The following is an 11,965-nucleotide window of genomic DNA, read 5'->3' as shown; positions in this document are numbered from 1 at the left end:
CCGAAAAGCGCATCGCACGCCTTTCGCGGGCTTCTCGTGTGCGGTTTGCGGGCTTTCACAGGGGATGTTCTGGCGGGCTTCACAGGGGGATGTTCGAATGCCGTCCTCTCGTGTGCGGTGCGCGGGCAAGGGCCTCGGCGAGCCGGAAGCGTGTGGTCGCGGGTGCGATGACCTCGTCGACCACGCCGAGCGACATCGCCCGCTCGACCCCGCCGGAGATCCGCTGGTGCTCCTCGACCAGCCGGGCCAGCAGCTCGGGCCGCTCAACCTCGGAGGCCGCGGCGAGTGCCTTCCTGTGCAGGACGCCGACCGCCGCCTCGGCGCCCATCACCGCCACCTCGGCGTCGGGCCAGGCGAAGACCGTCGTGGCGCCGAGGGAGCGGGAGTTCATGGCGATGTACGCGCCGCCGTACGACTTGCGGGTGATCAGCGTGACCCTGGGCACGACCGACTCGGCGAAGGCGTGCAGGAGTTTGGCGCCCCGCCGGACGACCCCGCCCCATTCCTGCCCGACTCCCGGCAGGTAGCCGGGCACGTCCACCAGGACGACGAGCGGGACGCCCAGCGCGTCGCACATCCGGACGAAGCGCGAGCTCTTCTCTGCCGACAGCGAGTCGAGGCAGCCGCCCTTGCGCAGGGGGTTGTTCGCGAGCAGGCCGACGGTCCGGCCGCCGAGACGACCGAGGCCGACCAGCATGTTCGGCGCCCAGCGGGGCTGCAGCTCCTCGAACACCGGCCCGCGCTCGTCACGGTCCATGACGCCGCGCACCAGGGGCCGCACGTCGTAGGCGCGGCGCGGCGATTCGGGGAGCAGCGCGCCCAGGTCCTCCCAGTCGTCCTGCAGCAGGTCGAGGTCGAAGCTGCCGGGGCGGGCGAAGAATCCGGCGAGGCGGCGGGCCCGCTCATATGCCTCGTCCTCGTTTCCGACGACGATGTGGGCGACCCCGGATTTACCGCCGTGCGCTTCCGGACCGCCGAGTCCGGCCATGTCGATTTTCTCGCCGGTGACGCTCCGCACGATATCGGGACCGGTCACGAAGACGCGTCCCGCGTCGGCCATGATGACGATATCGGTGAGCGCCGGGCCATAAGCCGCGGCGCCCGCGGCGGGCCCGAGAATGACCGAGATCTGCGGAACAACACCGGACGCCTTCGTCATGGCGGCGAACATCCGGCCCACGCCGTCCATGGATTCAACGCCGTCCGCGAGCCGGGCCCCGCCCGAATGCCATAACCCGATCACCGGGCAGTCGAGCCGTACGGCGGTCTCGATGGCGGCCACGATGTGGCGGGCGCCCGGCGCGCCCAGGGCACCGCCCATCCGCGTGGCGTCGGTGCAGTAGGCGACGATGGGCGAGCCGCCGACCAGGCCGGACACGGCCTGGACACCGCTGTCGTCGGCGGTGTGGAGCGGCATGAGAGAGCCGGGATCCGCCAGCCGCGCGAGGCGGACGGACGGCGATCGGGTGTCTGCGGATTGCTCGACCAGAACAGTGGACATGGGCCATTTCCCTGCTGCCGTGAATCGATCAGAAGTCGTGAATCGACCAGGAGTAACGCCGAATTTGTCAAGGGCGCCGTTATCAGCCAACCCCTAGCAACTCCGCCGGTGGTCGTCAGGCCGGTGGCAACTTGTGGCCGGAACTTCTGCGCGTTGACGCGCGAGGGCGATTCACGCTGCCATGAAATGATCTCAACCCTGGAGGACGACCTTGTCTCTGTGGTCTTTACCGATGGTCGCCGCCCTTGTGGCCGCGACGGCGATCCCGGCAGGCGCCGCTGTTACCGCCGCTCCGGGGACCGCCCCAGAACCGTATCCGGTCGCGTTGGTCAACACTTTCCTCGGCACTCAGGAGGCGGGTCCCGACTTCGGTCACGGCGGTGGCGCCGGGATGAATTTCCCCGGCGCCGTCCTGCCGTTCGGGATGATGCAGTGGAGCCCCGACACGGTGGCGAACGCCGGAGGTGGCTACAAGTGGGAGGACAACCGCTTACGCGGCTTCTCCATGACCCACATCAACGGCCCCGGCTGCACCGGGGCGCAGGACTTCCCCGTGATGCCGATCTCCGGAAAAATCGATAAGTCGCCTGCTACGCATGGCATGGACTACGTCCAGACGTACAAGCATGACAATGAGAAGTCCACGCCGGGCTCCTACACCACCACCCTCGACACCGGGGTGAAGGCGGAGCTGGCCGCGACCCAGCGGGCCGGCGTCGGGCGGTTCACCTTCCCCGCCGGCAAGCCGGGCACGCTGCTGCTCAACACCAGCGGCTCGATCAACGGCGTGGACGACGGCGAGACCAAGATCAGTGGCAACACCGTCCAGGGCTGGGTGCAGACCGGCGGTTTCTGCGGCACGCCGATGCGCTACAAGGTCTACTTCCACGCCACCTTCGACCAGCCGATCACGTCCTACGGCACCTGGAAGGACGACCTCGTCCAGCCGAGCGCCCTGTCCGTCAAGAACGCCTCGGCCGCCAAGGTCGCCGAGGCGGAGGCCGTGACGGCGGGCGACGTCGTCGTGAACGGGCCCGGCTCGGGCGCCTACCTGGAGTTCGACGGCACCAAGCCGGTGCAGATGCGGGTCGGCCTGTCGTACGTGAGCGTGGACGGCGCGAAGAAGAACCTCGACGCGGAGGTCGGCACCACCGGGTACGACTCGGTCGCCCTGAACGGTGCCTCCATCTGGAACGACCGGCTCAGCCAGGTGCTGGTCTCCGGCGGCACCACCGACCAGCGGCGCACCTTCTACAGCAACCTCTACCACGCGCTGCTGCAGCCGCACGTCGCCGAGGACGCCGACGGCACCTACACCGGCTCGGACGGCAAGCTCCACACCGTCGCCGCCGGCCGCCACCACTACGCCACGTTCTCCGGCTGGGACGTCTACCGCAGCGAGGTGCAGCTCCTGGCCCTGCTCGACCCGGCCGTGGGCAGTGACATCGCCCAGACCATGTACGAGAACGCGCACCTGCTCGGCGACGTCTGGGACCGCTGGTCGCTGCAGAACGAGATCACCGGCGTCATGGTCGGCGACCCGTACCACTCGATCGTCTCCAGCCTGTACGCCTTCGGCGCCCGGAACTTCCCGGCGGCCGACGCGATGAAGTCGATGGTCACGGCGGCCCAGCGGGTCGGCGGGATGGACATCGGCCACCCGCAGATCAAGTACGACGAACGCCCCGGCAACGCCGCCTTCATGAACAAGGGCTACGTCGTCTCGGACCCGTCCATGACGCTGGAGTACGGCATCGCCGACTTCGGCATCGCCCAGCTGGCCTCCCGGCTCGGCTACCGCGACGTCTCCGCCACCTTCATGAAGCGCTCGCAGTCCTGGCAGAACACCTACAACCCGGCCAACTCCTGGATCCAGCCCAAGATGGCGGACGGGTCGTTCACCTCGCCCTTCGACCCCGCGAGCCCCGACTCCTACATCGAGGGCAACGGCGCCCAGTACCACTGGATGGTCCAGCACAACCCGCGCGGGCTGTTCGACGCGATGGGCGGCAACGCCAAAGCCATCCCCCGGCTGGACACCTACTTCAAGGCGCTCAACGCCGGCCCGAACGAGCCCTACGCCTACCTCGGCAACGAGCCCGCGCTGCCGTCGCCGTGGCTGTACGCGTGGGCCGGGCAGCCGTACAAGACCCAGGACCTGGTGCGGCGGGTGCAGCAGGAGCTGTTCAAACCGGGGCCTGACGGGCTGGTCGGCAACGACGACCTGGGCGCGATGGCGTCCTGGTACGTCTGGTCGGCGATGGGCCTGTTCCCGGCGATCCCCGGCCGGGCCGAGCTGCTGGTCAACACCCCGCTGTTCGACAAGATCAGCATCAAGCGGCCCCAGGGCAACATCGACATCTACTCCCCCGGCTCCACCAACCGCTACATCCAGTCGCTCAAGGTCAACGGGACGACGTCCGGCAAGGCGTGGCTGCCCGAGTCGTTCGCCCTGCAGGGCGGCCGGCTCGACTTCACCCTCGGCGCCTCCCCGAACACCACCTTCGGCACCGGCACGACGAACGCGCCGCCGAGCTTCAACGAGGGCGCCAAGACCTACCTCGCCGGGTTCAACCCCGGCAGCGGGCCCGTCGAGCCGGGCGGGACCTTCGCGGCCACGCTCGCGGTGCAGTCCACGGGCGCCGCCGGCACGGTCAAGTGGCAGGCCAAGCCACCGGCCGGGATCACCGTGACCCCGGCGAGCGGCACACTGACCGTCCCGGCGCTGGGCAAGGCCACTCAGGCGGTCCAGGTCTCGGCGGCCTCGGGCACCGCGCTCGGCTTCATCACCGTGCCGATCTCCGTCACCGCGCCGACCTACTCCGGCGGCGCCACGACCGTCAGCGACCTCACGGCCAGCGTGCGGCTGAACGTGGCCACCCGCGGCACGCCCGAGTGGTCGCACAACCTCGCGGGCATCGGGGACGACGCCGAATCGGGCCTGGCCAACCTCGACGCGGCGGCCTTCAGCTACTCGGGACAGGCCCTGGCCGCCGCCGGGCTCAAGCCGGGCGGCAAGGTCTCCTGGAACGGCTTCGAGTTCACCTGGCCGAACCGCAAGCCCGGCGAATGGGACAACGTCAAGGTGGGGACCCAGCCGATCGAGGTGGCCGCGCCCGCCGGGGCCACGAAGATCGCCTTCCTGGGCTCGACCACCAACGGCTGGTCGGAGGTGACCGCGACGATCACCTACACCGACGGCTCCACCGGCACCGGCAAGCTCGGGCTCAGTGACTGGATGCTGGACTTCGGGGGCGGCCAGCCCCGATACGGCAACCAGGTCGTGGCCTCGACGCCGTATCAGCTCTACAACGGTTCGTGGATGATGCGGCCCCTCGGCTCGTACGTCTTCGCGGCGCAGCCGATCGCGCTCGACCCGGCCAAGAGGGTGAAGAGCATCACCTTCTCGCCGGTCCAGGAGGGGGCGATGCACATCTTCACCTGGGCTTTTGCCTGATTTTTAGCCGCGGCTCCCCCCTGTCTGGCAGGGGGGAGCCGCGCTTTTGTGCGACAGCGCGCTTGCATTATGTAGGCTCCACCTGCCCTAATTTAGGTAAGCCTTTCCTACAGCGTGCGGGAGTGTCGGTGTTCGCCAGCTACCTCATAGGACTGCGTGAAGGACTGGAGGCGACACTCGTCGTCTCAGTCCTGATCGCCTTCCTGGTCAAAAGTGACCGAAAGGACAAGCTGCCTCACGTCTGGATCGGCGTCGTGGCCGCCCTCGCGCTGGCCGTCGGGTTCGGCGCGCTGCTGACCTTCACGGCGGCCAACCTCGGTCACACGGGGCAGGAGCTCTTCGACGCGATCACCTCGCTGCTGGCCGTGGTGTTCGTCACCTGGATGATCTTCTGGATGCGCCGGATGGCCCGCGCGCTCTCCAAGGAGCTGCGCGGCAAGCTCACGGAGGCGCTCGAGATGGGCTCGCTCGCCGTGGTCGTGATGGCCTTCCTGGCCGTGGCCCGTGAAGGGCTGGAGACGGCACTGCTGTTCTTCGCCTCCGTCCAAGGCGCCACCACCACCGCGTCGCCGCTCATCGGCATCAGCCTGGGCCTGCTCACCTCGGTGGCGATCGGCTGGGGCATCTACCGCAGCGCCCTGAAGATCAACCTCACCAAGTTCTTCACCTGGACGGGCCTGCTGCTGATCCTGGTGGCCGCCGGCATCTTCAAGTACGGCGTGCACGACCTGCAGGAGGCCAACATCCTGCCGGGCCTGACCACCTATGCCTTCGACATCAGCGCGATCCTGCCCGCCGACTCCTGGTACGGCGCGCTGCTGGCCGGAATGCTCAACATCACTCCCCAGCCGACCGTGCTGGAGGCCCTGGCCTGGGTCCTCTATCTCGTCCCGACCCTCATCCTCTTCCTGCGCCGCCCCCAGTCGACCTCAGCCCCGGCGAAGTCCACCGCCGCGCCCGAACAGGAGCGTCATGCTTAACTCCACCGCCCGCGGCCTCGCCTTGGTGTTCGGGGCGTTCACCCTGGCCGCCTGCGGCTCCGGTACGCCGGCCACGCCCGGCTCCGCCGCATCCGCCAAGCCGGGGAAGATCAGCGTCGCCGCCTCCGACACCGAGTGCAAGGTCGCCACCGCCGAGGTGCCCGCGGGCACCAGTACGTTCACGATCACCAACGGCGGCAGCAAGGTCACCGAGTTCTACGTGTACGCGCCGGGCGACCGCGTCATGGCCGAGGTGGAGAACATCGTGCCGGGCCTGACCCGCGAGGTCATCGCCGAGTTGCCCGCCGGGTCGTACGAGACGGCCTGCAAGCCCGGCATGGTGGGCAAGGGCCTGCGCAACGCGCTCAAGGTGACCGGTGAGCACAAGCCGCTCACCGACAACGCCAAGCTGGCCGAGGCCACCGCCAGCTACAAGCGCTACATCAAGACGCAGAGCGACACGCTGCTGGTCAAGACGCAGGAGTTCGTCGACGCGGTCAAGGCGGGCGACATCGCCAAGGGCAAGGAGCTCTTCCCGGTCGCGCGTACGTACTGGGAGCGCATCGAGCCGGTCGCGGAGATCTTCGGCGACCTGGACCCGGCGATCGACGCCCGCGAGGCCGACCTGGCGGCCGGCGAGAAGTGGACCGGCTTCCACAAGATCGAGAAGGATCTCTGGATCACCAAGGACATCAGCAAGGACGGCCCGGTGGCCGACAAGCTGATCGCCGACGTCAAGACCATCGTGGCGAAGTCCAACTCCGCCGAGCTGACCCCGCTCAACCTGGCCAACGGCGCCAAGGAGCTGCTCGACGAGGTCGCCACCGGCAAGATCACCGGCGAGGAGGACACCTGGTCGCACACCGACCTGTGGGACTTCGACGCCAACCTGCAGGGGTCCAAGGCCGCCGTGCAGGCGCTCCGCCCGGTGCTGGACGAGCGCGCGCCCGACCTGGTCAAGACGCTGGACGAGAAGTTCGCCGCGGCCGAGGCCGCCTTGGGCAAGCACCAGAAGGGCGACGGCTGGCAGTTGCACAACGAGCTGTCCAAGGCCGAGCTGAAGGCGCTGTCGGACGCGATCAACGCGCTGGCCGAGCCGATCAGCAAGATCGCCCCGATCGTGACGAAGTAGGAGAGGCAGGACCATGAGCGAGCGCATGAGCCGCAGGAAGCTGTTCGGCATGGGCGCGGCGGGGGCGGCGGCCGTCGGCGTCGGCGCCGTGGCCACGCGCTCGCTGCTCGAAGAGCCGCCGGTCGCGCACGCGGCCTCGATCTCCGACCCCGTCTCCTTCTACGGCGAGCACCAGGCGGGCATCGTCACGCCCGCCCAGGACCGGCTGCACTTCGTCTCCTTCGACGTGACCACCGACAAGCGGGCCGAGCTGGTCGAGCTGCTGCAGGAGTGGACGGCCGCGGCCGCCAGAATGGTGCAGGGCAAGGAGGCGGGCACGTTCGGCACGCTCGGCGGGGTTCCCGAGGCGGCGCCCGACGACACGGGCGAGGCGCTCGGCCTGCCCGCCTCCGGGCTGACGCTGACGATCGGCTTCGGGCCGTCGCTCTTCGACAAGCGGTTCGGCCTGGCGGGCAAGCGCCCCGCTGCCCTCGCCGATCTCCCGAAATTTCCTGGCGAGGCGCTCATTCCGGAAATATCCGGTGGCGACATCTGCGTGCAGGCGTGCGCGCACGACCCCCAGGTCGCCGTGCACGCCATCCGCAACCTGGCCAGGATCGGCTTCGGCAAGGTGTCGGTCCGCTGGTCCCAGCTCGGCTTCGGCCGTACGTCCTCCACCTCGCGCGCCCAGGCGACGCCGCGCAACCTGATGGGCTTCAAGGACGGCACGAACAACCTCAAACTGGAGGACGCCGAGCTGCTGCGCCGGCAGCTGTGGGTGGACGCCCAGGACGGCCCCGCCTGGATGACCGGCGGCAGCTACATGGTCACCCGGAAGATCCGCATGATGGTCGAGACCTGGGACCGTACCTCGCTGGCCGAGCAGGAGGCCATCTTCGGCCGGGACAAGGGCGCCGGCGCGCCGCTGGGCAAGAAGGCGGAGTTCGACCCGCTGGACTTCGCGGCCAAGGGCGCCGACGGCGGGCCGCTCATCAAGGCCGACGCCCACGTCAGGCTGGCCCACCCCAGCACCAACGGCGACGCCCACCTGCTGCGCAGGGGCTACAACTTCGTGGACGGCTCCGACGGGCTCGGCCGCCTGGACGCCGGGCTGTTCTTCATCGCCTACCAGCGGGATCCGCGCAAGCAGTTCGTGCCGGTGCAGATGCGGCTGGCCAAGAGCGACGCGCTCAACGAGTACATCAAGCACATCTCCAGCGGGCTGTGGGCCTGCCCGCCGGGGATGCGGGACGCGGGTGACTACTGGGGACGCGCGCTCTTCGCGTGACTGGGGACGTGCGCTCCTTGCCTGACTGGGGACGCGCGCTCCTTGGCTGACTGGGGGCGCGCTCCTTGCCTGACTGGGGGGCGCGCTCTTCGCTTGACGTAGAGCCGATCTTCTTCGCCTGATGTACAGCCGCTTGCAACCCTGACCTGTTCATATGAAGCACGCGCAGTGACACGTCAGGGAGGCCGTTGTGATCATTGCTGTTGGCGCCTTCGCCTTACTCCTTCTGCTGGTCGCCGTCCTCATCGTCGTGCTCTACAACGGGCTGGTCCGCAAGCGCAACGCCGTCGAGAACGCCTGGGCACAGGTCGACGTGCAGCTCAAACGCCGCCACGATCTGGTCCCCAACCTGGTGGAGGTCGTACGCGGCTACGCCGGCCACGAGCGGCAGACGCTCACCGCCGTCACGGCCGCCCGCGCGCGGGCCCTCGGCGCGCACAGCCTCGCCGAGCAGGCCGGCGCCGAGAACGCGCTGACCGGCGCACTGAAGACGCTGTTCGCGGTCACCGAGTCCTACCCCGACCTCAAAGCCAGCCAGAACTTCGCCGAACTGCAGGAGGAACTGGCCACCACCGAGAACCGGATCGCCTACTCCCGCCAGTACTACAACGACGCCGTCCTCACCTACAGCAACGCGATCCAGACCGTCCCGGCCAACATCGTCGCGGGCATGGGCGGGTTCACCGCCCGCGAATACTTCCAGGCGCCCGGCGAGGAGCGCGGGCCCGTACAGGTGCGGTTCTGATGACCGTCTGGTTCGCCGCGGCGGCCGTCGCCACCGCCTTATGGGCGCTGCTCCTGCTGGCCCTCGCGATCGCGACCCGCACCCCGGACGTCACCCCCGGCCCGCCCGGCGGCGCGCCTACGGACGAATCACCCGCCGTGGTCGATCTCATCACCGGCGGCTGGCGCCTGTGCGACGAGGCCGCCTCGGCCACCCTGCTCGACCTCGCCGCGCGGGGCGCCGTCCAGATCGAGGAGGTCGGCCCGGAGCTGTCCCTGGTACGGCTGCGCAAGGCCGAGGGGCTGAACCCGTACGAGCAGCTTGTCTATGAGCACGTACGCTCACTCGCGCGCGACGACGTCGTGGCGAGCGGCGCGCTGGCCGAGGGCTCGCGCAACCTGGGCCGCTGGTGGAAGAGCTTCCGCAAGAAGGTCATCGCCGACGCCCGGCGGCGGGGACTGTCGCGGGCGCGCTGGAGCCGGGCGCACGCGACGCTGCTGTTCGCGGCGGCGCTCGTGCCCGCCGCGCTGGTGGCCGTCGCGGTCACCCTGGCCGACGCCTCTGCCGACTCCGACCGCGACGGCGGCATCGGCGCGGGCGTCCTCGCTTACGCCGCGCTGGTCTACCTAGCGGGCCGGCTGAACGGCGAACGCGGCACCGACCTGGGCGTCCAGGCGGCGGGGCACTGGCTGGCCGTACGCGAGAGCCTGTCGAACTCCCGCTTCGCCGACAAGCCCGCGGCGAGCGTGACCATCTGGGGCCGCCCCCTGGCGTACGCGGCCGCTCTCGGGCTCGCGCCGCGCGCGGTGCGCAGCCTGCCGGTGAGCGTGCCCGCCGACGACCGCCGCGCCTGGTCCGACTACGGCGGCATGTGGCACGCCGTGGACGTACGCTACCCGTCGCGGCTCATCTGGGGCCGGCCGCCACTGCACGCCATCGGCCGCGGCCTGGCGGCGGGGTTCTTCGCCGGCTTCTGGACGTGGATCGTGCTGATCGCCCTGTCCGCGTTCGAGCTGTGGCCGCAGGCCCTGGCCCAGCCAGGCGGCTTCGCCGTCGGCCTCGCGATCGCCGCCGTGCCCGCCGGCCGCGCCCTCCTGGACCTCACCGGCCAGACCTGGATCGAAGGCCAGATCGTCCGCCTGCGCAGACGCTGTTCGGGAGGCAACGAGAACCGGCCGAAGTACGTCTACTGGTGCGCCGTCGACGAAGGCCGGCGCCGCGAGCTCAAGGCGTACGGCATGGCCGAGGAGCAGTGGAGCCGCCTGTCGGAGGGCGATGTGGTCCGCGCCAAGGCCGGGCGGCGGGTCGGCTGGATCAGCGAGATCGAGGTGCTCCGGAACACCACCCACCTAGGCCACTACGCCGACACCCGGGACCACCTGATCGACGCCCCACGCAACCTCGGCGAGGTCCGTCCGGGGTGGCGAGGGCAGGACGGCGGTATGGGTTACTGATCGTGCCGCCGGCCTTACGGCCCTCGATCGGCTCCAAAAGGGGCATGCGCTTACGGATATTCACCTCGGCGGAGCAGCGACACCCCCAAATCTGGGGATCTTCCTGCGGCGCTACGCACGGGATTCTGGAGGGGCAGCTCAGGAGAGAGGAACGAGGGTCACATGGGCATTTGCACCATTCGAGGATTCCGCAAGGCGGCCACGGTACTTCTGGGGGCGACGCTGATCGCCGCCCCGTTCAACGCGGCACCCGCGTCAGCCGCCGGTGACGAGGACTTCAAGGCATTCAGCATGTGGTTCGACGTTGGCGAACTCTCCAACACCAACGAATGCATTCCCGTGTGGGTGACCGCACGCTACCGGGATGCGTCCGGTAGCGACACCTGGACCCGGCTCATCAGGACGAACACCAACGGCTGCGACCCCGACCAGGAACATCTGCAGAAATTTGGTGATTTTCAAAACACCCACAGCACGGTCCACCTGCTGGCCGGTCCGAAGCCGACCCATCACTTCCGCTGGAAAGACCTCACGAGCCTGACACTTACGGTGACCACTCCGAACACGCCGCCGGGGCGCCAGAAGAACGTGAAGATAACCAAGGAGGTCATCGCCGCGCAGGACCTCGACAACAACTGGCATGAGCTGTTCAACGAACAGTATGTGCACGTATTCGCCGACGGCTTCAACGACTTCGAAATGTTCGTCAAACACCCCTGATCGTGATCTTGCCGATCACCGGTTGGTGCTGTGACCGGGAAGGTTCACCGGGTTGGGCCGCGCCGATGACTCCCTCCAGCTCAGATGGGCTCCGGGGGCCCAACCCATGATGGCGATGCTTGGGCGGCCCTACGCCTGCGCGGGGGTGGTCGGTCGTGTCGCGTATCGGTGGCGCATGGCGTCGCTGGCCGCAGGACCTGCGGTGAAGACGTAGGTGTCGCTGTCGTCGAGTCGACGGCCGGTCTTGGCGTCAACGACGATGGGCTCGACTTCCTCGCCGCTGTGCGCGTCGATGAGGATCATGCTGCGGTCGGCCGGTGTGAGGCGGGAGTTGCCCCACGCGGCCAGGGCGACGACCACCGGTCGGAGGGAGCGCCCGAGTTCGGTGAGGACGTACTCGTGACGCACGGGGTTGGTCTGGTAGGGCCGGCGCTCCAGCAGTCCGTCGGCGACGAGGGTTTTCAGCCGGGTGGTGAGCATGCTGGAGGAGATGCCCAGGCTCTCCTGGAACTGGTCGAAGCGGGTGTAGCCGTCGAAGGCGTCGTGGAGGATCAGCAGCGTCCACCACTCGCCGACGTGTTCCACCGTCGTGGACAGCGGGCACTCCCTGTCCTCCAGCCTGATCCGGCTTGCCATGGCAGCCATCCCCTCAGTTGCTGCTAAAGTCGAAGTTAGTAGCTTCTATTTTAGCAGCAATGACGGGAGCGGCGCCTTCCGCGCCCGGGAGCGG

At 68.9% G+C, this 11,965-nt stretch carries 9 protein-coding genes; 7 read left to right on the top strand and 2 right to left on the bottom strand.

The window, feature by feature from the left end:
* Window positions 1–79 precede the first annotated feature (79 nt).
* Entirely contained in the window at window positions 80–1,501 is a 1,422-nt protein-coding gene (locus ACGFJ2_RS08105) for an acyl-CoA carboxylase subunit beta (protein ID WP_393465981.1), read from the bottom strand.
* A gap of 232 nt (window positions 1,502–1,733) precedes the next feature.
* Here ACGFJ2_RS08105 and ACGFJ2_RS08100 point away from each other — a divergent pair, with 232 nt between their 5' ends.
* The 7 genes from ACGFJ2_RS08100 (at window position 1,734) to ACGFJ2_RS08070 (ending at window position 11,235) form a co-directional block, all read left to right on the top strand.
* On the top strand, window positions 1,734–4,958 hold the full coding sequence (locus tag ACGFJ2_RS08100) for a GH92 family glycosyl hydrolase (protein WP_393465979.1): 3,225 nt from the start codon (window positions 1,734–1,736) through the stop codon (window positions 4,956–4,958).
* A 122-nt stretch (window positions 4,959–5,080) separates the two neighbouring features.
* On the top strand, window positions 5,081–5,938 hold the full coding sequence (gene efeU, locus ACGFJ2_RS08095; protein ID WP_357942011.1) for an iron uptake transporter permease EfeU: 858 nt from the start codon (window positions 5,081–5,083) through the stop codon (window positions 5,936–5,938).
* Complete coding sequence (gene efeO / locus ACGFJ2_RS08090) at window positions 5,931–7,070, top strand: iron uptake system protein EfeO (protein ID WP_358177303.1); 1,140 nt, start codon at window positions 5,931–5,933, stop codon at window positions 7,068–7,070. Before efeU ends, efeO begins: the two co-directional genes overlap by 8 nt.
* A 13-nt stretch (window positions 7,071–7,083) precedes the next feature.
* Window positions 7,084–8,337, top strand: coding sequence for an iron uptake transporter deferrochelatase/peroxidase subunit (gene efeB, locus ACGFJ2_RS08085; protein ID WP_358177300.1), 1,254 nt, complete (start codon window positions 7,084–7,086; stop codon window positions 8,335–8,337).
* Between the two features lie 190 nt (window positions 8,338–8,527).
* Window positions 8,528–9,082: a LemA family protein gene (locus tag ACGFJ2_RS08080; protein ID WP_393465974.1), complete on the top strand. Its 555-nt coding sequence runs from the start codon at window positions 8,528–8,530 to the stop codon at window positions 9,080–9,082.
* Window positions 9,082–10,515: a DUF2207 family protein gene (locus tag ACGFJ2_RS08075; protein ID WP_393465971.1), complete on the top strand. Its 1,434-nt coding sequence runs from the start codon at window positions 9,082–9,084 to the stop codon at window positions 10,513–10,515. Before ACGFJ2_RS08080 ends, ACGFJ2_RS08075 begins: the two co-directional genes overlap by 1 nt.
* Before the next feature lie 162 nt (window positions 10,516–10,677).
* Window positions 10,678–11,235: a hypothetical protein gene (locus tag ACGFJ2_RS08070; RefSeq protein WP_357942001.1), complete on the top strand. Its 558-nt coding sequence runs from the start codon at window positions 10,678–10,680 to the stop codon at window positions 11,233–11,235.
* 129 nt (window positions 11,236–11,364) lie between these two features.
* Here the strand turns inward: ACGFJ2_RS08070 and ACGFJ2_RS08065 are convergent, their stop codons facing one another.
* Entirely contained in the window at window positions 11,365–11,871 is a 507-nt protein-coding gene (locus tag ACGFJ2_RS08065; protein ID WP_357941999.1) for a helix-turn-helix domain-containing protein, read from the bottom strand.
* Window positions 11,872–11,965: the final 94 nt, after the last annotated feature.

It is taken from the genome of Nonomuraea sp. NPDC049028 (genome assembly GCF_043197735.1).
GTDB lineage: Bacteria > Actinomycetota > Actinomycetes > Streptosporangiales > Streptosporangiaceae > Nonomuraea.
This window is presented reverse-complemented; position numbering and strand designations above follow the sequence as displayed.